The organism is Streptomyces sp. NPDC057877, assembly GCF_042796855.1.
In the GTDB taxonomy this organism is placed as follows: Bacteria; Actinomycetota; Actinomycetes; order Streptomycetales; family Streptomycetaceae; genus Streptomyces.
This window is the reverse complement of sequence record NZ_JBHVMS010000002.1, coordinates 387,357-408,758: the sequence shown is the minus strand read 5'-3', so window position 1 is coordinate 408,758 and position 21,402 is coordinate 387,357. Positions and strand designations below refer to the sequence as shown.

Sequence of the window (21,402 nt, the reverse complement as noted above, 5' to 3'; positions counted from 1 at the left end):
CTCCCTCAGCCCGTGGTGAAGGTGAAGTCGTCCACGTCGAACAGGGCGCCGGTGCCGCTGCCCTTGAACACCAGGTAGAGCGTGGTGGTGCCGCGCGGTGCGCGGGACAGGTCGGCCTGGACGTCCTGGAAGGTCTCCCAGCCGCCGGTCACGGGCACGGTCGCCTTGCCGAGCAGGGTGCCAGTGGCGGAGCCCGCGCGGATCTCCAGGGTGCCGCCCGCGCCGCCGGAGGAGACGCGTGCGGTGACGCTCTTGGCGTTGCTGAGGGCGTACGGCGTGAAGGAGATCCAGTCGCCGTTGTTGATGTCACCGACCGTGCGGCCGCCGTGCGCGGTGTCCTTGGTGATCACCGAGACGCCGGAGCTGTTGCCGAAGTGCTCGGCCTGGCGGTGCTTGGGCTGGGTGACGTGCTGGTCGTGGGTGGTCAGCGGGGCCTGGCCGCCGCCTCCGCCGTCGGTGTACTCGGCGTCGACGACACCGAAGATGTTGGCGTCCTCGTCGTGGCCGCCGTCGGCGCTGGTCTGGAGGGTGCCGGTGCAGCCCTTGGCGGAGGTGAGCGGGTGGCCGTGGGTGTCGTGGCCGAGGATGAAGTTGACGGTGACCTTGGAGCAGTCGATGGTCTTGCCGTCCTCGGGGTCGGTGACCCTCACCTTGAACGGGATGGCGTCACCGAAGCTGAACAGCTGACCGTCCTTCGGGGTCTCCAGCACCACGGTGGGCGCGGTGTTGCCGACGACGATCTGGACGCTGGCGCTGCCGGTGCGGCCCGAGGGGTCCTCGGCGGTGACGGTGGCGGTGTAGGTGCCGTTCTTGCGGTAGCGGTGCGTGGGGTTGGCGGCGGTGGAGGTGGAGCCGTCGCCGAAGTCCCAGCGGTAGGTGAGGGCGTCGCCGTCCTGGTCGGTGGTGCCCGCGGAGGAGAAGCTCACCCGCAGCGGCGCCTGTCCCGACGTGCGGTCGGCGGCGGCCTGGGCGACCGGGGAGTGGCCGTCGGTGGCGTTCTCGATGCGGTACAGGGCGGAGTTCTCGTCGCCGCCGAACCAGGCGAGGCCGTAGTCGAGGACGTAGAGGGCGCCGTCGGGACCGAAGGCCATGTCCATCACCTGGGTGCCGGTCCACGGTATGTCGCTGATTGTCTGCACCGTACCGTCGGCATCGCTGCTGATCCGCTTGATCCAGCGGCGGCCGAACTCACCGGCGAAGAAGTCACCGTCGTAGGCCTCGGGGAACTTCACCGGCGAGTCGAGCGCGGGGTCGTAGTGGTAGACCGGGCCGCCCATCGGGGACTCGGAGCCGGTGCCGAACTCGGGCAGCGATCCGCCGTCGTACGGGATCCAGGCGGCCTGCGCCGGGGGCAGCTCGGTCAGGCCGGTGTTGTGCGGCGAGTTGTTGACCGGGGCGGCGCAGTCGAAGGACGCGCCGGAGGTGCCGGTGGCGAAGTCGTAGTCGACGTAGGCGTCGTTGTCGCCGGTGCAGTACGGCCAGCCGAAGTTGCCCGGTGCGGTGACGCGGGCGAACTCGACCTGGCCCGCGGGGCCGCGGTTGGGGTTGGCGGTGCCCGCGTCGGGGCCGTAGTCACCGACGTAGAGGATGCCGGTTTCCTTGTCGACGCTGAAGCGGAAGGGGTTGCGGAAGCCCATCGCGTAGATCTCGGGGCGGGTCTTGTCCGTGCCGGGGGCGAAGAGGTTGCCCTCCGGGATGGCGTACGAGCCGTCCGCGTTGACCTTGATGCGCAGGATCTTGCCGCGCAGGTCGTTGGTGTTGCCGGAGGTCCGCTGGGCGTCGAAGGCGGGGTTGCGGTTGGACCGCTCGTCGATGGGCGTGTAGCCGTCCGACTGGAAGGGGTTGCTGTCGTCGCCGGTCGACAGGTACAGGTTGCCCGCCGCGTCGAAGTCGATGTCGCCGCCGACGTGGCAGCAGATGCCGCGGGTGGCGGGAACGTCGAGGATCTTGGTCTCGGAGGCGTTGTTCAGGGTGCCGTCCGCGTTGAGGGTGAAGCGGGAGAGGCGGTTGACGCCGTCGAAGGGGGCGAAGTCGGCGGCGGTGCCGGTCTCGGGGGCGTCGCCCGCGGGGGTGTTCAGCGGGGGCGCGTAGTAGAGGTAGATGAAGCGGTTGCTCTCGAAGTTCGGGTCGACGCCGATGCCCTGGAGGCCCTCCTCGTCGTGGGAGTAGACGTCCAGCTTTCCGGCGAGCTTGGTGTTGCCCGCGGCGTCGGTGAGGCGGAGTTCGCCGTCACGGGAGGTGTGCAGGACCGAGCGGTCCGGGAGGACGGCGAGCGACATCGGCTCACCGACCTCCGCCTCGCCCTTGGCGAGGGTGACCTGCTGGAAGCCCTCGGCGGCGGCGGAGACGTCCGCGGGGGAGGCCGCGCCCGCCTGGGGGGCGGCGAGGGTGAGGGACGCGCCTGCCAGCAGGGCGCCGCTGAGCAGGGCGATCGCTTTTCGGAGGAAGGGGCGTCTGTTGTGGGTGGCGTTTTTGGGGGTGGTGGCGGTGTGGGTGGTGCGGTCGTTCCCGTGCACGAGTGCCTCCAGGAAGGGGCCGGTTGTACGGGCGGGTGCGAACGCCGGGGTGCGCCGTCACCCCGGTGAGCCTGGTGCGGAGGTCTGGGGGACCTCGGTTGGTCGTCTACAGTCGACGGCCCACTGTCGGCGGTCGTCGGCTTACTGTCGGTGGTCGTCGGCTTACTGGTGTCAGTCGGCGACCTGCTGGTAGCGGTCGACGACCCACTGACGCCGGTCGACGGCCTTCTGCCGAAGGTCGACGCCCCACGGCTGTCGGTCGACAACAGGCGGGCGCCGGTCTACGACCCGCGACCGTCGGTCGACAATCGCCGGTCAACAATCGCCGGTCGACAATCCTCGGTCGACCATCGCCGATTGACGGGCGCCGGTCGACCATCGACGAACGTCAGTCGCCGAGCCCGGCCGATCCGTTGCCGGGCCCGGCACTCACGCGCCGGGCCCGCGGACGTCACGTCAGTTGCCGAACGCCGCGTCGAAGGAAGCGGTGGGCGGTTCGAAGTCGTAGGCCTTCAGCCGTCGCAGTGCTTCCGGGGCGCCTTGCAGGCGGTCCATGCCCGCGTCCTCCCACTCCACGGAGATGGGTCCCTGGTAGTCGATGGAGCGCAGCATCCGGAAGACGTCTTCCCAGGGGACGTCGCCGTGTCCGGCGGAGACGAAGTCCCAGCCGCGGCGCGGGTCGCCCCAGGGCAGGTGGGAGCCGAGGCGGCCGTTGCGGCCGTCGAGGCGTTTGCGGGCCTCCTTGCAGTCCACGTGGTAGATCCGGTCGCGGAAGTCCCACAGGAAGCCGACCGGGTCGAGGTCCTGCCACACGAAGTGGGAGGGGTCGAAGTTGAGGCCGAAGGCCGGGCGGCGGTCGACCGCGTCCAGCGTGCGTACGGTCGTCCAGTAGTCGTATGCGATCTCGCTCGGGTGGACCTCGTGCGCGAACCGCACGCCCTCCGCGTCGAAGACGTCCAGGATCGGGTTCCACCGCTCGGCGAAGTCCTCGTACCCGCGCTCGATCATCGACTCCGGCGCGGGCGGGAACATCGCGACCAGGTGCCAGATCGCCGATCCCGTGAACCCGATGACGGTGTTCACGCCGAACGCGGCGGCGGCGCGGGCGGTGTCGGCGATCTCGGCGGCGGCCCGTCGGCGTACGCCCTCGGCCTCGCCGTCGCCCCAGATCCGGGCGGGCAGGATCGCCTGGTGGCGTTCGTCGATGATGGCGTCGCAGACGGCCTGGCCGACGAGGTGGTTGGAGATGGCCCAGCACTTCAGGCCGTACTTGTCGAGCAGGGCGCGCCTGGTGTCCAGGTAGCCGGGGTCGGTGAGGGCCTTGTCGACCTCGAAGTGGTCGCCCCAGCAGGCGAGTTCGAGTCCGTCGTAGCCGAAGTCGCGGGCGAGGCGGCAGACCTCTTCCAGCGGCAGGTCGGCCCACTGGCCGGTGAAGAGCGTGAAGTCGCGGGGCATCTGTCCGGTCCTCCTCGGGCTGCTGTCAGGCGGCGATGGGCGTGTAGACACTGTTCTTCTCGGCGCTCTCCTCCACCGCGGCGAGCACCCGCTGCACCTGGAGACCGTCGGCGAAGGACGGTTCGGGGCGGAGGCCCTCCGCGACGGCGTGGATCAGGTCGCGGGCCTGGTGGACGAAGGTGTGCTCGTAGCCGAGGCCGTGGCCCGGCGGCCACCAGGCCTCCAGGTACGGGTGGTCGGGTTCGGTGACGAGGATGCGGCGGAAGCCGGAGTAGGTGTCCGGTTCGGTGCCGTCGTGGTACCAGAGTTCGTTGAGGCGTTCCAGGTCGAAGGCGAGGGAGCCGCGCTCGCCGTTGAGTTCCAGGCGCAGGGCGTTCTTGCGGCCGGTGGCGTAGCGGGTGGCCTCGAAGGAGGCGAGGGCGCCGGAGGCGAAGCGGCCGGTGAACAGGGCGGCGTCGTCGACGGTGACCTCACCGGTGCCGTCGGCCGACACCGCCGCAAGCCCGCTGCTGGGTCCGCCGGGCAGGGGCCGGTGTCGTACGAAGGTCTCGGTCAGCGCGGATACCCCAGCCAGTGGTTCGCCGACCAGATACTGTGCGAGGTCGACAATATGCGCGCCCAGGTCGCCCAGTGAGCCGGATCCGGCGTGCTCCTTGCGCAGCCGCCAGGTGAGCGGGAACCGCGGGTCGGTCAGCCAGTCCTGGAGGTACGTCACCCGCACGTGCCGCAGCGTGCCGAGGCGGCCCTCGGCGACCATGCGCCGGGCCAGCGAAGTGGCGGGCACCCGGCGGTAGTTGAAGCCGACCATCGCCAACTGGCCGCGTTCGTATGCCGTCTCGGCCGCCGCCGACATGGCCTCGGCCTCCTCGACGGTGTTGGCGAGGGGCTTCTCGCACAGCACGTGCTTGCCCGCGGCCAGGGCGGCCAGCGCGATCTCGGCGTGGCTGTCGCCGGGGGTGCAGATGTCGACGAGGTCGATGTCGTCGCGGGCGACCAGGGCCCGCCAGTCGGTCTCGGTCGCCGCCCAGCCGTGCCGGTCGGCCGCGGCGCGCACGGCCGTGGCGTCCCGTCCGCAGATCGCGGTCAGCTCCGGCCGCCGTGGCAGGTCGAAGACATGGCCCACGGTGCGCCAGCCCTGGGAGTGGGCGGCGCCCATGAAGGCGTAGCCGACCATGCCGATGCGCAGGGGCGGCGCTGGGGCCTCGCCCTGGTCGTCGGGCCCTTCGGGCTGCTGCGGCTGTCCCATTGGATGACTCCTCCTCGTCGTCGTGGCGCGGTGGGGGGTGGGGCCCGGCCCGTCCGTGCCGGGCCGGGCCCGTTTAGGGGAACGCCTCACTCGAAGCCGGTGGACATGTACTGACCGACGTTCTCCTTGTCGACGACGGCCGAGTAGAGCGTGATCGACGCGGGGATCTCGAACTCGGCCATGCCGCTGACGCCCTTGCCCTGGCCCAGCGCGCGGGCGAGGTCGATCGCGGAGGCGGCCATGGTCGGCGGGTAGAGGACGGTGGCCTTCAGGACGCTGTTGTCGGCCTCGATGGCCTGGAAGGCGGAGAGCGCGCCCGCGCCGCCGACCATCAGGAAGTCGTCGCGTCCGGCCTGTTCGATGGCGCGCAGGGCGCCCACGCCCTGGTCGTCGTCGTGGTTCCACAGGGCGTCGAAGTTGGACTGCGCCTGGAGCAGCTGGGCCATCTTGGCCTGCCCGGACTCCACCGTGAACTCGGCCGCCTGACGGGCGACCTTCTTGATGTTGGGGTAGTTCTTCAGCGCGTCGTCGAAGCCCTGGGTGCGCTGCTGGGTGAGTTCGAGGTTGTCGAGCCCGGCGAGTTCGATGACGCGGGCGTTCGGCTTGTCCTTGAGCTTCTCGCCGATGTAGTGCCCGGCGTTGAGACCCATGCCGTAGTTGTCGCCGCCGATCCAGCAGCGGTAGGCCTGCGGGCTGTTGAAGATGCGGTCGAGGTTGACCACGGGTATCCCCGCGCGCATCGCCTTGAGGCCGACCTGGGTGAGCGCCTTGCCGTCGGCGGGCAGCACCACCAGGACGTCGACCTTCTTGTTGATCAGGGTCTCGATCTGGCCGATCTGCTGGGCGGTGTCGTTGGAGCCCTCGGTGATCTCCAGGGTGACGTCCGAGTACTTCTCGGCGCGGCTCTTGGCGTTGTCGTTGATCGCGTTGAGCCAGCCGTGGTCGGCCTGCGGACCGGCGAAGCCGATGGTGACCTGCTTGCCGGGCTTGTCGTCGGCGGCGGGCTGGTTGTTGTCCGCCTTGTCGTTGTCGTTGTCGCTGGACTCATTACTCGTGCAACCTGCGAGGAGGGCACCGGCCGAGACGGCTGCGGTCCCGAAGAGGAGTCCTCTGCGTGTGGGGAGCTGTGTCATGTCGGTGAACCCTTTCCTCAAGTCGTGCTCGCGGTACGGCGCTGGACCAGCACGGCGGCGACGATGATCGCGCCCTTGGCGATCTGCTGAACGTCGCTCTGCAGGTTGTTCAGGGCGAAGATGTTGGTGATCGTGGTGAAGATCAGGACGCCGAGCACGGAGCCGACGATGGTGCCGCGGCCCCCGCTGAGCAGGGTGCCGCCGATGATCGCGGCGGCGATGGCGTCGAGTTCGTAGAGGTTTCCGTTGGTGTTCTGGCCGGAGCCGGACAGGATGATCAGCAGGAATGCGGCGATGCCGCAGCACAGTCCGGACAGCAGGTAGAGGTACAGGCGCTGGCGGCGGACGTCGATCCCGGCGAGGCGGGCGGCCTCGGCGTTGCCGCCGACGGCGACGGAGCGGCGGCCGAAGGTGGTGCGGTTGAGCACCAGCCAGCCGACGATGGTGACGAAGGCGAAGACGAGCACGAGCGGCGGGATGCCGAGCACGTAGGCGTCGCGTTCGCCGAGGTCGAGGATGCTGTCGACGGTGACGATCTGGGTGCGTCCGTCGGTGATCTGCAGGGCGAGGCCGCGGGCGGAGGCGAGCATGGCGAGGGTGGCGATGAAGGGCACCATCCCGCCGTAGGCGATGAGCAGCCCGTTGACCAGCCCGCACCCTACGCCGACGAGTACGGCGGTGAACAGGATGCCGCCGAATCCGTACTCCTGGGTGGCGACGGTGGTCGCCCACACCGAGGCCAGCGCGACGATCGCGCCCACGGAGAGGTCGATGCCGCCGGAGATGATGACGAAGGTCATGCCGACGGTGACGACGCCGATGACCGAGGCCTGGGTGAGGACGAGCTGGAGGTTACGGGTGTCCAGGAACTCGTCGGGCTTGGTGACACCGCCGATGAGGATCAGTACGGCGAGCACGCCCAGCAGGCTCAGGGTACGGACGTCGGCGCGGAACAGGATGCCGCGCCAGGCGGGGGTCGAGGGCGCCGACGGCACCTTGTCGGCGCTGTCCCGCGGTGGGGAGACGTGCTGCGTCATGACGCCGGGCTTCCTTCCATCACGAGGTCGAGTACGCGGTGTTCGTCGAGTTCGCGGGCGGGCGCGGTGTGCACGACGCGGCCCTCGCGGAGCACCAGGACACGGTCGGCGAGGCCGAGCACCTCGGGCACTTCGCTGGATACGAGCAGCACACCGAGGCCTTCGTCCGCCAGTCGACGGACGACCGCATACAGTTCGGCGCGGGCGCCCACGTCGACACCGCGGGTCGGTTCGTCGAGCAGCAGCACCCGGCAGCCGCGCAGCAGCCAGCGGGCCAGGACCGCCTTCTGCTGGTTGCCGCCGGAGAGGGTGCGTACCGGCACGGACGGGTTGTCGGGCCGCAGGGACAGCTGGCGGGTGGCGGCCCGCGCGGCGCCCAGTTCGGCGCCCCGGTCGATCCAGCCGCCGCGGGAGAAGCGGGACATGGAGGAGACGGAGACGTTGCGGGTGACCGACTCCAGCATCAGCAGGGCCTGGGCCTTGCGCTCCTCGGGGGCGAGTCCGAGTCCGGCGCGTACGGCCGCCCGTACACTGCCGGGCCGCAACGGTCGACCGTCGACCAGCACTTCACCGGATGTCGGCTTCCGTGCACCGTATACAGTCTCCAGTATTTCGGATCGCCCCGACCCGACCAGCCCGGCCAGGCCGACGATCTCCCCCGGCCGCACCTCCAGGTCCAGCGGCTCGAACTCACCCTCCCGGGCCAGCCCCCGCACCTGGAGCAGCGGCTCCCGGGTGGGCGGCTCGGTGGGCCGGTCGGGGAAGACGTACTCGACGTTGCGGCCGGTCATCATCGCCACGACCTCGCGCGTCGGGGTGGACTTCGCGGGCAGCCCGCCCGCCACCGCCCGGCCGTCCTTCAGCACGGTCACCCGGTCGCCGATCCGCCGGATCTCCTCCAGCCGGTGCGAGATGTAGACGACCGCGACCCCGTCGGCGGTGAGGTCGCCGACGATCCGGAAGAGGTTGGCGACCTCGTCCGGGTCGAGGGCCGCGGACGGCTCGTCCATCACGATCAGCCGTACGTCGTGGGAGAGCGCCCGTGCCATCGACACGATCTGCTGCTGCGCCGCCGACAACTCCCCCACCAGCCGCGCCGGATCGATCTCCGGATGGCCGAGCCGCTTGAGCAGCGCGGCCGTCGACGCGCGGGCGGCGCCCCGCCGTACGACGAAACCGGCGGCCGTCGGCTCATGACCGAGGTGGACGTTCTCGGCGACGGACAGGTGTTCCACCAGGTCGAGTTCCTGGTAGATGGTGGCGATGCCGAGGCGCATGGCGGCGATCGGCGAGCGCAGGGTGACCGGCTCGCCGCGCCAGTTGATGGTGCCGCCGTCGGGCTGGTGGGCGCCCGCGAGGACCTTGATCAGGGTGGACTTGCCGGCGCCGTTCTGGCCGAGCAGGCAGTGCACTTCACCCGCCTGGACGTCGAGGTCTACTCCGTCCAGGGCGCGGACTCCGGGGAACGACTTGGTGATGCCGGACATGCTGAGCAGCGGTGGTTCTGGTGCCATGTGGGTTCCCCTTGGCGGGCGTACGGGCCGGTTCAGGGCAGGGCGGAGCTAGGCAGGGGTGCTATGGGCGTGGAGCGGGGCAGGGCAGGGCTGTGCGGGGTGTGGCGCTGAACGAGCCGAGGTACAGGTGTGACCTGGGTGCGGTGCCGTGCGATGCGGTGTGGTGCGGTGCCGTGCGGTGCCGTGCCGTGCCGTGCGATGCGATGCGATGCGGTGTGGTGCGGTGCGGTGTGCTGGTGCTACGCGGGTGAGAACAGATGGTCGCTGATGAGCCGGGCCGCGCCGATGACTCCGGCGGTGGGGCCCAACTCACCCAGGACGATGGGGAGGTTGCCGGTCGCCAGCGGCAGCGACTGGCGGTAGACCTGGGTGCGGATCGCGGCGAGCAGGGTGTGGCCGAGGCCGGTCACCCCACCGCCGATCACCACGAGGCCGGGGTTGAAGAAGCTGACCAGACCCGCGATCACCTGGCCGGTGCGGTTGCCGCCCAGGCGGATCAGGTCGAGGGCGGTGGCGTCGCCCGCGGCGGCGGCCGCGGCGACGTCGGCGGCGCTGAGACCGCCGTTCGCCTCCAGCCGTGTGGCGAGTTCGGCCGAGTGGCCCTGTTGGGCCGCCTCCAGTGCGTCGCGGGCGAGCGCGGCGCCGCTGAAGTGGGCTTCCAGGCAGCCCCGGTTGCCACAGGCGCACGGACGTCCGTCGGGCACGGCCTGGATGTGCCCGATGTCGCCCGCACTGCCCGTCGTACCGCGGTAGACCTCACCGCCGACGACGATGCCGCAGCCGATACCGGTACCGATCTTGACGCAGAGGAAGTCGCCCACGGTCCGGGCGACTCCGGCGTGCTGTTCCCCCATCGCCATGAGGTTCACGTCGTTGTCGACCATGACCGGGCAGCCGAGTTCCTGGCTGAGCGCCTCCCGTACGGGGAAGCCGTCCCAGCCGGGCATGATCGGGGGTGCCACGGGGACGCCCTCGGGGAAGCGCACCGGGCCCGGGACGCCGATGCCGGCGCCGTCGAAGCCCTCCGCGAGTCCCGATGCCCGCAACTTCGCGGCCATGGCGAGGACTTGCTCGAAGACCGCGACCGGACCCTCGCGCACTTCCATGGGCTGGGTGATGTGCCCCAGGATCTCCAGCTCGGCGTTGGTGACCGCGACGTCGATGGAGGTCGCGCCGATGTCGACGCCGAGGAACCGCAGATTCGGGGCGAGCCGGATGTTGTGGGAACGGCGGCCACCGCGCGAGGCGGCGAGTCCGTCGGCCACCACCAGACCGGTTTCCAGCAGCCGGTCCACCTCCACCGCCAGCTTGGACCGGGACAAGTCGACCTGGTCGCCCAGCTGGGCCCGGGAGTTGGGACCGCCGTCGCGCAGCAGCCTCAGCAGCTTGGCCTGGTGGGCGTTCGCGGGTCGTGCCGTCATGCGTCTCACGAGCCCCTCCCCGCCTCGTTCGGCCAGTGCGCGCCGGTTTCCGGCCACTGTGCCACCTGTGTGGCTTGCTTCGGTACGGGAACGTAGCAGCGGCTGCCACCACTGGGAAGAAGTCGTGCACGAATTGACGACGACTTTTTCCACTCGCAGGACAAAGCTGGGGGGCATATCGGGAGCAGACCCGCATTTCTCTACCTAACGCAGGCCGCGTGGCGCGCTGGTATCCCCCGGCACGGCATCCGAGGATGGTCGCGACGCAGGGCCGCACGGCCCGGACAGGGGAGAGGACGAGCACATGTTCTTAGTGACGGGCGCCACCGGGAACGTCGGCGCCGAACTGGTGCGGGGCCTGGCCGAGGCGGGTGAGCCGGTGCGGGCCATGAGCAGGGCCGGGCGCACGGACGGGCTGCCGCCGGGTGTGCAGGCCGTGGCGGGCGATCTGAACCGGGCCGAGACGGTGCGGGACGCCCTGGACGGCGTACGGGCGATGTTCCTGATGCCCGGTTACGGCGCCCAGCGGGAGATCCTGGCGGACGCGCGGGACGCGGGCGTGGAGCGGGTCGTGATGCTGTCGGGCCGGTCGGCGGGGACCGGCGACACCGGTAACGCGGTCGCCGGGTACATGATCGAGGCCGAGACGTCGGTACGGGAGTCCGGGCTGGCGTGGACCTTCGTACGGCCGACCAGCTTCATGTCGAACGCGCTGCAACTGGCGGACCAGATCCGCGCGGGCGACACCGTGCGGGTGCCGTTCCCGGACGCGCCGACCGCCGACATCGACCCACACGACATCGCGCGGACCGCCCTGCACGCCCTGCGGTCGGCCGAGTTCGCCGGGCGCGTCCTGGAAGTCAGCGGTCCCGAGGCGCTGTTGCCCGCCGACCGGGTGCGGATCCTGGGCAAGGTGCTGGGGCGGGAGCTGCGGACGGTGGGGCTCACGAACGAGGAGGCGCGGGCGGAGCTGGAGGCCCGGATGCCGGTGCCGTACGTGGACGCCTTCTTCAGCTTCTTCGTGGACGGCACGCTGGACGAGTCGGAGGTCCTGCCGACCGTCGAGGAGGTCACCGGCCGGGCGCCGCGCACCTTCGAGGAGTGGGCGCGGGCGCACGCGGCCGAGTTCTAGACGGGACCTGGCCGGGTGCGGGGCAGGTCCTGGCCGGGTACCGGTACGGGTACCCGGGTGCGGGTGCGTCAGGGCTGTTGACGGGCGTGGTACGAGCGGCGGGTGTGCTCGGTGTGTTCCCGCATCAGCCGGGTGGCCAGCTGCTCGTCACCGTCCTCGATCGCCCCGATCATGTCCTTGTGCTCGATCCAGGACTGATGGCCCCGCTGGCGGGCGACCGGGGTGTAGTACCAGCGCACCCGGCGGTCGACCTGCGCGGCGAGCTCGGCGAGGACGGCGTTCCCTGCCAGCTCCATGACCTTGGCGTGGAAACGGGCGTTGAGGACGACGGCGGCGTCCACGTCGTCGGCGGCGACGGCCCGCATGCCCTGGTGCAGCAGGTCGTAGAGGGCGTCGATGCCCTCCTTGGTGGCGTTCGCGGCGGCGAGCCGGGCGGCCTCGGCCTCCAGGAGCGTACGGACCGTCAGCAGCTGGTCGGCCTCCTCCTCGGTGGGCTCGTGCACGAAGGCGCCCTGGGCGGGCCGCAGATCGACCCAGCCCTCGGTGTTGAGGCGTTGCAGTGCCTCGCGCACCGGCTGACGTGACACGCCGAGGTGGCCCGCGAGTTCGCTCTCGACGAGGTGCTGGCCCGGCTGGAGGGCGCGGGTGGTGATGAGTTCCAGCAGCGCTTCGTAGACGCGGTCGCGCAGTGGCCCGGGACGTTCGAGCTTGGGTACCGCCCCCTGCGGCAGTCCTGTCGACAACATCGGTCCCCCTCCTCGGCGGGCCAGTGCGGCGGGCGAAAGGCCGACGGCACTGGTAGCCAGTATCGATTGTCTTTCGTCTACAGTCTACGGTGCACCAAGACCAGCCCACGGGGGAGTTGAGCGCGTCACACCGTCGACCGGGGCCGGTGAGCAGCCGCCGGTCAGCCGGAGGTCTGTCGGCGATCAGCCGGAGGCCTGTCGGCGATCAGCCGGAGACCAGCCGGTGGTCAGGTGATGATCGGGTGATGATCAGCAGCCGCTCACGGGCACCGTACGACCTGTCCGGCGTACGACAGATTGCCGCCGAAGCCGAACAGCAGCACTGGATCCCCGCTGGAGACCGCGCCCTGCTCGACCAGCTTGGAGAAGGCGAGCGGAATACTGGCGGCCGAGGTGTTGCCCGATTCGGTGACATCGCGGGCGACCACGGCGTTGACGGCGCCGATCTTCTCGGCGAGGGGTTCGATGATGCGCAGGTTGGCCTGGTGCAGCACCACCGCGGCGAGGTCGGCGGGCGTCAGCCCGGCCCGCTCGCAGGCTCGCCGGGCGATCGGCGGCAGCTGGGTGGTGGCCCAGCGGTAGACGCTCTGCCCCTCCTGCGCGAACCGCGCCGGTACGCCTTCGATGCGCACCGCGTGCCCCATCTCCGGCACCGAGCCCCACAGCACCGGACCGATGCCCGCCTCGCCGGAACCGGACGCCTCGACGACGGCGGCGCCCGCCCCGTCCCCGACCAGCACACACGTCGTACGGTCCGTCCAGTCGGTGACGTCGGACATCTTGTCCGCGCCGATCACCAGCGCCCGGGTCGCGGCGCCCGCCCGCACGGCGTGGTCGGCGGTGGCCAGGGCGTGGGTGAAACCGGCGCACACGACGTTGACGTCCATGGCGGCGGGCGAGGGCACGCCGAGCCGGGCGGCGACGCGGGCGGCCATGTTCGGGGAGCGGTCGACGGCCGTGGAGGTGGCGACCAGGACCAGGTCGATGTCGCTGGGGGCGAGGCCCGCCGCGGCCAGCGCCTTGGCGGCGGCGTGCGCGGCGAGTTCGTCGACCGGTTCGTCCGGACCGGCGATGTGGCGCGTGCGGATGCCCACCCGGCTCGTGATCCACTCGTCACTGGTGTCGACCAGGCCCGCGAGGTCCTCGTTGGTGAGCACCTTCGCGGGCTGGTAGTGGCCGAGCGAGGCAATGCGTGAGCCGGTCATGGGTGGATCCCCCTCGTTGCCGTGGGTAGCGGGATTCACCAGTCTGATCAGTGACTCACGGGTACGGCGGCAGGCAAGGCAACAGGAAACGGCCGCCCGAGTTGTCGGCTTCCCTCAGACCGTCGGACGGCCGAACAGCTCTCGAACACGTAGGCCGCGTCGCGCGGGTCCCGTTTCCGGTGGTCCTTTTCCGCTGCCGCGCGTCCGGCTACCCGGTGAACAGTTGCGTGGCCTTCCGCACCAGCTCGTACAGTCCGTAACCGAGCGGCGCGCCCACCCACACCCACGCCAGGGCGATCAACGGACGCCGGTCAGGCGGACTCTGGCTGCTGTCGTCGGACATCGGTGGCCTCCTTCTGCGTGGTGACGTGGTGCCGGGGGTGGACGGGGCGGACGAGTTCGTTGGCGACGAAGCCGACGACGAGCAGCCCGATCATGATGATGAACGACGTTCCGTAGAGGGCCGAGCCGTCCTTGCCCGCCTCCTCCTGCCGGTCGGCGATCCAGTTCACGATCAGCGGGCCGAGGACGCCCGCCGTGGACCAGGCGGTGAGCAGCCGTCCGTGGATGGCGCCGACCTGGTAGGTGCCGAAGAGGTCCTTCAGATAGGCCGGGATCGTGGCGAACCCGCCGCCGTAGAAGGAGAGGATCACCAGCGCGCACAGGATGAACAGCGGTTTGCTCGAGTCACCGAACAGCGCGATGAGGAGGTACATCAGCGCTCCGGCGCCGAGGTAGAGACGGTAGATGTTCTTGCGGCCGACCAGGTCGGAGGTGGACGACCAGACGATGCGCCCGGCCATGTTGGCGGCGGACAGCAGGGCGACGAAACCGGCGGCGGCCGTGGCGGTCACGGGGGTCGCGGTGTTGGCGAAGAAGTCCGTGATCATGGGGGCGGCCTTCTCCAGGATGCCGATGCCCGCGGTGACGTTCATGCAGAGCACGACCCACAGACACCAGAACTGCGGGGTGCGTACCGCTCCGCGGGCCGAGACCTGCACGCCCTCCACCGCGACCGGGCCGGACGCCGTCGGCCGCTCGGCGCGAGGGACCCGGACGAGGAGGACGCCGAGCAGCATGAAGACTGCATACGACATTCCGTGGACGAGGAACGCGAGGGCGATCCCGGTGTTGTCGGCACCGAACGACTCCAGCATCTGCGCCGACCACGGCGAGGCGATCAGCGCCCCGCCGCCGAAGCCCATGATGGCGATGCCGGTGGCCATGCCGGGCCGGTCCGGGAACCACTTGATCAGCGTGGAGACCGGCGAGATGTACCCGATGCCGAGGCCGATACCGCCGACGAAGCCGTAGCCCAGGACGATCAGCCAGTACTGCTCGGTCGCCGCGCCGAGCGCGGAGAGCAGGAAGCCGGACGAGAAGCACACCAGCGCCACGGTCATCGCCCAGCGCGGGCCGTTGCGCTCCACGAGGGTGCCGCCGAACGCGGCGGACAGGCCGAGCATCACGATGCCGAGCTGGAAGGGCAGCGCGCTCTGGGTGCCGCTGAGGTCGAGGGCGGATTCGAGGGGAGGTTTGAACACGCTCCAGGCGTAGGCCTGGCCGATGGAGAGGTGTACGGAGAGCGCGGCGGGGGGCACGAGCCAGCGGCTCCAGCCGGGGGGAGCTATGGGGGGACTCATGATCCCGAACGATAGGAAGGCGTCGGGGAGTTGAGAAGCCCTTTGCGTCGACCGTATGCGATGAGCGGTATGCAGTGCGCGGTGAGTGGGATGCGATGTGGCGGCCGTATGCGGTGACGTGCATACAGTGAGCCGTGTGCTGCGCGCCGACCGTGTGCGGTGATCTGTATGCAGCGAGTTGTATGCGGTGTGCGGGTGTCAACCGGCGGGCGACGCGCGGCATACACCACCCGCCATGCCCCATGCGCCACCCGCCATGCGGCATACACCATGCGCCATGCACCATGCCGCAAACGTCGTGCGGTCGACGGTGGTCAGTGGGCAGCAGCCAGTGAGCGCTGTACAACGTGCCCCGTACCGTACGCCGCCCTCAGTCGTGCGGCACCAACGCCACCGGCCCCTTCACCCGATGGATCAGTGCGTGCGCCACCGGCCCCGTCTGCGGCGCCACCGCCGTACGACGCCGCCGCAGCCCCACCACCAGCAGACCGGAGCCGTTCGCGGCCCGTATCACCACATGGGCGGGGCGCCCCTCGTGGCAGACCTCCGAGATGGGCACGGTCGGGAACTTCTCGCGCCATGGCAGCAGCAGTTGGGCCAGTTCACGCTCCGCCGACCCGCGCATCCGGGCCTGCCGCTCGGCGGCGTCCGTGAGGCCGTGGGCGAACGGCAGATGCCAGGCGTGCACGGCGCGCAGCGGCGCCCGGCGCAGCTCGGCGGCCCGGAAGGCGAAGGCCAGGACGTCGTCGTTCGGTTCGTCGACGTCCACGGCGACCGCAACCTCCCGGCAGGGTGTGCGCACCGACGCCCTGCCGCCGCCGTCCGGCAGGTGCTCGTCCTCGGCGGACGCGCCCTCGCACACCAGGACGATCGGCCGCTCGCTGTGGGCGACGGCGGCCATGGCGACCGACCCTGAGAGGAACCCGCCCAGCCCGGTGGGCCCCTGGCTGCCGATGACCAGCAGTTCGGCGCCCTCCGCCTCCTGGAGCAGGGCGGGCACGGGCGGCCTGGCCACCTGCTCGGCGGTGATGGTCAGCTGCGGGTACCGCTCGTCCAGCCGGTCCAGGGCGCTGCGCAGCACATGCCGGGCGTGGTGCTGGGGAGCCCGCAGCTCGGGGAGGATTCCGGCCTCCGCGGCGCCCTCCGCGGCGCCCTCCGGCAGGCCCGCCTCCCAGGCGTGCACGAGCCGTAGCGGCAGTCCACGGCGCAGTGCCTCCCGCGCCGCCCAGTCGGCGGCGGCGAAGCCCTCACGCGAACCGTCCACACCGGCGACTACTGGCCTGATCATGACCGTCACCTCCTGGTCATGCCGTGTGTGCGGGGCGGCCGGATACGACCGCGCGGGCCGGAGACGCGTCAGGCCTCCAACCACCAGGGTCCGTCATCCCGGGCGGTCGCAGGAAGGGCCATGCGGCCCGACCTGCGACCGCCCGCCCCCACGCCCACAGTGGTCGTCTGCGGCCGTACTCGCCCGTACTCGGCGGTGCTCAGCCCTGCTGCGGCACCACGGCGACAGGACACTCGGCATGGTGCAGCAGCGTGTGGGCGACCCTGCCGAGCTGGAGACCGAGGTGTCCCTGGCGGCGGTGCCGCGCCCCGACGACCACGAGGTCGGCGGCGGCCGAGTGCCGCACCAGCACCTTGCGCGCCGATCCCTCCACCGTCGTACGGCGGACCCGTACGCCGGGGTGGTCGGCCAGCGGCCCGCTGAGCAGCTCGTCGAGCTGGGCGGTGGCGCGTTCCTCGTGCTCGTGGGCCGGTTCCCGGGCGAGCGCGTCCAGGTCGGCGCTCTCGTGGGCGGGGCAGCGCCAGGCGCGGACCGCGTCGAGGGTGCAGTCGCGGATCTCGGCCTCGTGGACGGCGAAGCGTGCCGCGGCCCCGCCGGTGGCCGGGTCTCCGGCGCCGAGCAGGACGCGCCCGTGGGTACCCGCGAGACCGGCCCGGTCGCCTCGGACCACGATCACCGGGCAGTGTGCGCGGGCGGCGACGGCGAGGCTCACGGAGCCGAGCAGCAGTCCGGCCAGCTCACCGCGCCCCCGGGACCCGGTGACCAGGGCGGTGGCGTCGTTGGCGGCGCGCAGCAGCGCGTCCACCGGGTCGGACGCGTGGACGGCCGTGAAGACCTTCACGTCGGGATCGCGTCGGCGGGCGCGTTCGGCCGCGGCGGTGACGATGTGTTCCGCCAGCACCTGCTCCGACGGGCGCCTGACGTCGTCCGACAGGGTGACGCCCTCGTAGCGCTCCCAGAGGGAGGCGTACACCAGGAGCAGCGGCAGGCCGCGACGGGCGGCCTCGTCGACGGCCCAGTCCACCGCCGTGAGGCTGCCGTCCGAGCCGTCCACCCCCACCACCAGGGGCAGTTGCACAGTCGTCATCGTTCCCACCACCTCGTCGTCGGGCAGGGTGCGCGGTCCATGCCCACCGTGGCAGCCGCGCCGGGCGGGCAGCAGGGGCGGTTCGGTCCCGGCGGGGGCCGTTCGGCCCCTGCCCCGGCGTCGGGCGAGGGCCGGACGATGGCGGGGGGACCGGAGTGAGGGAGCGGAAGATGTCCGTCGGCCGGATCGTCGTCATCGGCATCGGGAACGAGTTCCGTCATGACGACGGTGTCGGCTGGGCCGTGACAGCGCGGCTCGCGGAGCGCGCCCCCGGCGGCACGCTGCCGCCGGGCACCGTCCTGGAGAACTGCGACGGCGACCCCGCCAGGCTGCTCGGCCTGTGGGAGAACGCCGCCCTCGCCGTCGTCGTCGACGCCGCCGACGCCGAACCACCCCACCCCGGCCGCGTCCACCGGCTCACGCTGGACGACGTGCACCCGCCCCGGACCTCCACGGCCAGCTCCCACGGGCTCGGCCTGGGTGAGGCCGTCGAACTGTCCCGCGCCCTGGACCGGCTGCCGCGACGGCTCGTGGTGTACGCCGTCGAGGGCGCCGACCGGTCGATGGGCCGGGGCCTGTCCGCCCAGGTCGAGGCCGGGGTGGACGCGCTGGTACGCGCGGTCGAGGACGACGTACGACGGTATGCGGAGCGGGACCCGGAGCGGGACCCGCTGCGGGACCCGGAGCGGGACGCGGGCCCGGATTCGGACCTGGATTCGGACCCGGATTCGGACCGGAGGCAGGAGCCGTGACGAGCGAGCGACGCACCCGGCACATCGAGGTCTTCGGCCGGGTCCAGGGCGTCGGCTTCCGTCCGTACGTGCACCGGACGGCGACCGCGCTCGGCCTGGACGGCTGGGTCTGCAACGTCGACGGCCATGTGCGACTCACCGTCTCCGGCCATCCGGACCGCCTGCGCGAGCTGGTCGCACGGCTGCGCGAACAACCGCCGCCACTGGCCGCCGTACGCCGCATCGACGTAACGGACGCGCCCGGTGACCGCCCGCCCGGTAGGGGCTTCACCGTGGTCGCGAGCCAGGCCGACGCCGTCTCCTCCCCCGCGCCGCGCGAGATCCCACCGGACGCGGCGATCTGCGGCGCGTGTCTGGCCGAGTTGTTCGACCCGGCCGACCGGCGGTACCGCTACCCGTTCATCAACTGCACCGACTGCGGGCCGCGGGCCACGGTCATCGAAGACCTGCCGTACGACCGTGAGCGCACGACGATGCGCCGGTTCCCGCTGTGTCCCGACTGTGCCGCCGAGTACGCCGATCCGGCCGACCGGCGCTTCCACGCCGAGCCGCTCGCCTGCCCGGTGTGCGGCCCGCGGCTGGCGTGGGGGCGGCTGACCGGCGAGGACGCGCTGCAGGCGGCGGTACGGGCGGTCGACGGCGGGGGCATCGTCGCGGTGAAGGGGCTCGGCGGGTACCAGCTGGTGTGCGACGCCACCGACGCCTCGGCGGTGGCCGTGCTCAGGGAGCGCAAGCGCAGGCCCGCCAAGCCGTTCGCCGTCATGGTGGCCGACCTGCCCCTGGCCCGGCGGCTCGCGCACACCGGCCGCGCGGCGGAGGCGGTGCTCGCGTCCCCGCAGCGTCCGGTCGTCCTGCTCCGCGCCCGGCGCCGGGGCGGCCCCCTCGCGCCGCTGGTGCGTCCCGGCACCGTACGCGTGGGCCTCTTCCTGCCCACCACCGGGCTGCACCACCTCCTCCTGCGTGCGTTGGACCGGCCGCTCGTCGTCACCAGTGGCAACCTCGCCGACGAGCCCATAGCCACCGACGACGACGCGGCCCGCCGGGCGCTCGGCGCGGTCGCGGACGGGTTCCTGACCCATGACCGGCCGATCCGGGCCCGCTACGACGACTCGGTGGTCCAGGTCGGACGGGGCGCCGTACTGCTGCTGCGGCGGGCGCGCGGATACGCCCCCGAGCCGCTCGCGTCGCCGGTCCCGGCCGCCGAGCCCCTGGTGGGCGCCGGTGCCCAGCTCAAGCACACCTTCGCGCTGGCCGAGGGGGACCGGGTCCACCTGGGCGCCCACACCGGGGACCTGGCGGACGCGGCGACCCTCGACGCCTTCGAGACGTCGTACGCCGACCTGACCCGCCTCACCGGCCTCGCGCCACGCACCGTCGCCCACGATCCGCACCCCGGCTATCTGTCCACGCAGTGGGCCCGCGCGGGGCGCTTCGAACGGTGTATCGCCGTGCAGCACCACCACGCGCACGTGGCCGCCGTCGCCGCGGAGCACGCGGTGACCGGGCCGTTCGTCGGCGTCGCCTACGACGGGCTCGGGCTCGGCGACGACGGCACGCTGTGGGGCGGCGAGATCCTCGTCGCCGACCTGGCGGGCTACCGCCGCGTGGGCCGCTTCGCGCGGGCACCGCTGCCCGGCGGGGAGGCCGCGGTCCGGCATCCGTGGCGGATGGCACTGGGCTACCTGCACGGCCTCGAACCACTCGGGGCGCCCCGGCCCGGCCCCGGCCTCACCCGGCCCTTCACGGACCGGCTCGACGCCCGTGCGGCGGGGGTCGTACGGGCCATGGTGGAACGCGGCGTCAACTGCCCACCCGCCTCCAGCGCCGGACGACTGTTCGACGCGGCGGCGAGTCTGCTCGGCCTCGGGGACACGGTGTCGTACGAGGGACAGGCGGCCGTCGCGCTGCAGAGCGTGGCGGGCGGACTGCGGGCGGGTGCGCTACCGTGGCGGCTGGCGCGGGCGGACGGGCTGTGGGTGTACGACCCCGCGCCGACGCTCACCGCCCTCCTCGAAGGGCTCGCCGACGGGGTGCCGGTGCCCCGGCTCGCCGCCGCCTTCCACACGGCCGTCGCCGAGGTCACCGCGGCGCTGGTCGAGCGTGCCGTGGCGGACGGGGGCCCGCGCACCGTGTGTCTGGGCGGTGGGTGCTTCCAGAACCTGCGGCTGCTGGGCGAGGTGTCCCGGCTGCTGCGCGCGCGGGGCATGCGGGTGCTCACCGGGCGGGCCGTGCCGGTCAACGACGGCGGCATCAGCTACGGACAGGCGGCGGTGGCCGCCGCCCTGCTGGCACGGGAGGAGTGAGCGCGATGTGCCTGGGCATCCCCGGCCGGATCATCGACGTCCGCGAGGAGGCGGGCCTGCGCACGGGAACGGTCGACTTCGGCGGCGTACGCCGTGAGGTGTGCCTCGCCTACACCCCGCAGGCCGAGGTCGGCACGTATGTCATCGTCCATGTCGGCTTCGCCATCGCCCAGGTCGACGAGGCCGAGGCGGAGCGGACGCTGGAGGTGCTGCGGGCCATGGCGGACGCAGTGACGGGTGAGTTGGGGGAGCCGCTGCCGTCTCGGCGGGGGGATGTGGGCTGACTGGGCGGTGGTCGCGAGTCGCCGGTCGTCTGCCGCCGGTCGTCTGTCGCCGGACGTTTGCCGTCCGTCGTCTGACTGTCGACTGTCGACACGTGACCGGCGACAGGTAGCACAGGGCTGGCGGTAGGCCACAGGCGGCTGTCGCCTGCCGACCGCCATCCGGTCGCCGGTCGATTGTCTACGATCGCCAGTCACCCGCAAACGGCCGACCCCAAACGGTCGACCGCAAACCGCCGACCACCGACCACCGACCACCGACCACCGACCACCGACCACCGACCACCGACCACCGAGTATCACCCGCCACCCGTCATCCACGAACCGCCAACCTTCCCCAGAAAGGGCCGATCGGCCCTGGTGGCCCTCCGTCCAACGCGCTCTACTGGTGGTGACGGGAAGGACCCGGCACAGACGCGGAGAAGCGGTTTCCCCCGGCCGCGCACCGCGCAATTCGGATCCGCGAGAAGCGGGTGAGGTCCTTCCCGTCCCGCCGTGTCGCCACACGGCCCTCGCCATCCCCTGCCCTGCCCTCGCCATCCCAAGCCCTCCCCTCCCCTCCCTCCGCGGCACGCCCACGCCCCTCCCTGTCGTCCCCGCGAAAGCGGTCGTTAGGGCCGAACGACCCCGCTTCGGGCCAGGC

General features: G+C 71.8%; 16 protein-coding genes. 4 read left to right on the top strand and 12 right to left on the bottom strand.

The features are described 5' to 3' along the window. Positions 1-5 precede the first annotated feature (5 nt). The 7 genes from ACFVQG_RS05715 to ACFVQG_RS05685 all read right to left on the bottom strand — a co-directional run bounded on the left by ACFVQG_RS05715 (position 6) and on the right by ACFVQG_RS05685 (position 10,322). Positions 6-2,516 (bottom strand): PQQ-dependent sugar dehydrogenase, encoded by a 2,511-nt coding sequence (locus tag ACFVQG_RS05715; RefSeq protein WP_383377223.1) that lies wholly within the window; start codon positions 2,514-2,516, stop codon positions 6-8. 456 nt (positions 2,517-2,972) lie between these two features. Continuing rightward, a complete protein-coding gene (locus tag ACFVQG_RS05710) occupies positions 2,973-3,971 on the bottom strand; it encodes a sugar phosphate isomerase/epimerase family protein (RefSeq protein WP_383377221.1) in 999 nt (332 codons plus the stop codon). Positions 3,972-3,996: 25 nt separating this feature from the next. Beyond that, positions 3,997-5,217, bottom strand: a complete 1,221-nt coding sequence (locus tag ACFVQG_RS05705; RefSeq protein ID WP_383377219.1) for a Gfo/Idh/MocA family protein — start codon at positions 5,215-5,217, stop codon at positions 3,997-3,999. 86 nt (positions 5,218-5,303) lie between these two features. Next, entirely contained in the window at positions 5,304-6,350 is a 1,047-nt protein-coding gene (locus tag ACFVQG_RS05700) for a substrate-binding domain-containing protein (protein WP_383377217.1), read from the bottom strand. A 17-nt stretch (positions 6,351-6,367) separates the two neighbouring features. Beyond that, on the bottom strand, positions 6,368-7,387 hold the full coding sequence (locus tag ACFVQG_RS05695; RefSeq protein WP_383377215.1) for an ABC transporter permease: 1,020 nt from the start codon (positions 7,385-7,387) through the stop codon (positions 6,368-6,370). Then, positions 7,384-8,901: a sugar ABC transporter ATP-binding protein gene (locus ACFVQG_RS05690; RefSeq protein ID WP_383377213.1), complete on the bottom strand. Its 1,518-nt coding sequence runs from the start codon at positions 8,899-8,901 to the stop codon at positions 7,384-7,386. Before ACFVQG_RS05690 ends, ACFVQG_RS05695 begins: the two co-directional genes overlap by 4 nt. A gap of 239 nt (positions 8,902-9,140) precedes the next feature. Continuing rightward, positions 9,141-10,322, bottom strand: a complete 1,182-nt coding sequence (locus ACFVQG_RS05685) for an ROK family transcriptional regulator (protein ID WP_383377211.1) — start codon at positions 10,320-10,322, stop codon at positions 9,141-9,143. Between the two features lie 304 nt (positions 10,323-10,626). On the opposite strand from ACFVQG_RS05685, the gene ACFVQG_RS05680 reads away from it, so the two are divergent. Further along, the gene (locus ACFVQG_RS05680; protein WP_383377208.1) at positions 10,627-11,454 is read left to right on the top strand and encodes an NAD(P)H-binding protein; all 828 of its coding nucleotides are present in this window, start codon (positions 10,627-10,629) and stop codon (positions 11,452-11,454) included. Positions 11,455-11,522: 68 nt separating this feature from the next. Here ACFVQG_RS05680 and ACFVQG_RS05675 read toward each other — a convergent pair whose 3' ends face one another. From ACFVQG_RS05675 to ACFVQG_RS05655, 5 genes are all read right to left on the bottom strand, one after another. Then, the gene (locus ACFVQG_RS05675) at positions 11,523-12,200 is read right to left on the bottom strand and encodes a GntR family transcriptional regulator (protein WP_383377207.1); all 678 of its coding nucleotides are present in this window, start codon (positions 12,198-12,200) and stop codon (positions 11,523-11,525) included. A 260-nt stretch (positions 12,201-12,460) separates the two neighbouring features. Beyond that, positions 12,461-13,405, bottom strand: coding sequence for a beta-ketoacyl-ACP synthase III (locus tag ACFVQG_RS05670; protein WP_383377205.1), 945 nt, complete (start codon positions 13,403-13,405; stop codon positions 12,461-12,463). A 311-nt stretch (positions 13,406-13,716) separates the two neighbouring features. After that, the gene (locus ACFVQG_RS05665) at positions 13,717-15,048 is read right to left on the bottom strand and encodes an OFA family MFS transporter (protein WP_383377203.1); all 1,332 of its coding nucleotides are present in this window, start codon (positions 15,046-15,048) and stop codon (positions 13,717-13,719) included. A gap of 370 nt (positions 15,049-15,418) precedes the next feature. Then, entirely contained in the window at positions 15,419-16,336 is a 918-nt protein-coding gene (locus ACFVQG_RS05660) for a universal stress protein (RefSeq protein ID WP_383377201.1), read from the bottom strand. Between the two features lie 199 nt (positions 16,337-16,535). Then, complete coding sequence (locus ACFVQG_RS05655; protein WP_383377199.1) at positions 16,536-17,423, bottom strand: universal stress protein; 888 nt, start codon at positions 17,421-17,423, stop codon at positions 16,536-16,538. 170 nt (positions 17,424-17,593) lie between these two features. Between ACFVQG_RS05655 and ACFVQG_RS05650 the strand changes: the two genes are divergently transcribed. Genes ACFVQG_RS05650 through ACFVQG_RS05640 form a run of 3 tightly spaced genes read left to right on the top strand, consistent with a single transcriptional unit; the run spans position 17,594 to position 20,762 of the window. Continuing rightward, positions 17,594-18,175, top strand: coding sequence for a hydrogenase maturation protease (locus tag ACFVQG_RS05650; protein WP_383377197.1), 582 nt, complete (start codon positions 17,594-17,596; stop codon positions 18,173-18,175). Beyond that, positions 18,172-20,478, top strand: coding sequence for a carbamoyltransferase HypF (gene hypF, locus ACFVQG_RS05645; protein WP_383377195.1), 2,307 nt, complete (start codon positions 18,172-18,174; stop codon positions 20,476-20,478). Before ACFVQG_RS05650 ends, hypF begins: the two co-directional genes overlap by 4 nt. 5 nt (positions 20,479-20,483) lie before the next feature. Then, the gene (locus ACFVQG_RS05640) at positions 20,484-20,762 is read left to right on the top strand and encodes a HypC/HybG/HupF family hydrogenase formation chaperone (protein WP_383377193.1); all 279 of its coding nucleotides are present in this window, start codon (positions 20,484-20,486) and stop codon (positions 20,760-20,762) included. Positions 20,763-21,402 lie beyond the last annotated feature (640 nt).

What these genes read in the sequence shown, in the direction of transcription:
- ACFVQG_RS05665 (WP_383377203.1), bottom strand. Translation starts at nt 15,048, where the DNA reads ATGAGTCCCCCCATAGCTCCCCCCGGCTGGAGCCGCTGGCTCGTGCCC.
- ACFVQG_RS05670 (WP_383377205.1), bottom strand. Translation starts at nt 13,405, where the DNA reads ATGACCGGCTCACGCATTGCCTCGCTCGGCCACTACCAGCCCGCGAAG.
- ACFVQG_RS05660 (WP_383377201.1), bottom strand. Translation starts at nt 16,336, where the DNA reads ATGATCAGGCCAGTAGTCGCCGGTGTGGACGGTTCGCGTGAGGGCTTC.
- ACFVQG_RS05640 (WP_383377193.1), top strand. Translation starts at nt 20,484, where the DNA reads ATGTGCCTGGGCATCCCCGGCCGGATCATCGACGTCCGCGAGGAGGCG.
- ACFVQG_RS05710 (WP_383377221.1), bottom strand. Translation starts at nt 3,971, where the DNA reads ATGCCCCGCGACTTCACGCTCTTCACCGGCCAGTGGGCCGACCTGCCG.
- ACFVQG_RS05650 (WP_383377197.1), top strand. Translation starts at nt 17,594, where the DNA reads ATGTCCGTCGGCCGGATCGTCGTCATCGGCATCGGGAACGAGTTCCGT.
- ACFVQG_RS05695 (WP_383377215.1), bottom strand. Translation starts at nt 7,387, where the DNA reads ATGACGCAGCACGTCTCCCCACCGCGGGACAGCGCCGACAAGGTGCCG.
- ACFVQG_RS05700 (WP_383377217.1), bottom strand. Translation starts at nt 6,350, where the DNA reads ATGACACAGCTCCCCACACGCAGAGGACTCCTCTTCGGGACCGCAGCC.
- ACFVQG_RS05705 (WP_383377219.1), bottom strand. Translation starts at nt 5,217, where the DNA reads ATGGGACAGCCGCAGCAGCCCGAAGGGCCCGACGACCAGGGCGAGGCC.
- ACFVQG_RS05680 (WP_383377208.1), top strand. Translation starts at nt 10,627, where the DNA reads ATGTTCTTAGTGACGGGCGCCACCGGGAACGTCGGCGCCGAACTGGTG.
- ACFVQG_RS05655 (WP_383377199.1), bottom strand. Translation starts at nt 17,423, where the DNA reads ATGACGACTGTGCAACTGCCCCTGGTGGTGGGGGTGGACGGCTCGGAC.
- ACFVQG_RS05675 (WP_383377207.1), bottom strand. Translation starts at nt 12,200, where the DNA reads ATGTTGTCGACAGGACTGCCGCAGGGGGCGGTACCCAAGCTCGAACGT.
- ACFVQG_RS05685 (WP_383377211.1), bottom strand. Translation starts at nt 10,322, where the DNA reads ATGACGGCACGACCCGCGAACGCCCACCAGGCCAAGCTGCTGAGGCTG.
- ACFVQG_RS05690 (WP_383377213.1), bottom strand. Translation starts at nt 8,901, where the DNA reads ATGGCACCAGAACCACCGCTGCTCAGCATGTCCGGCATCACCAAGTCG.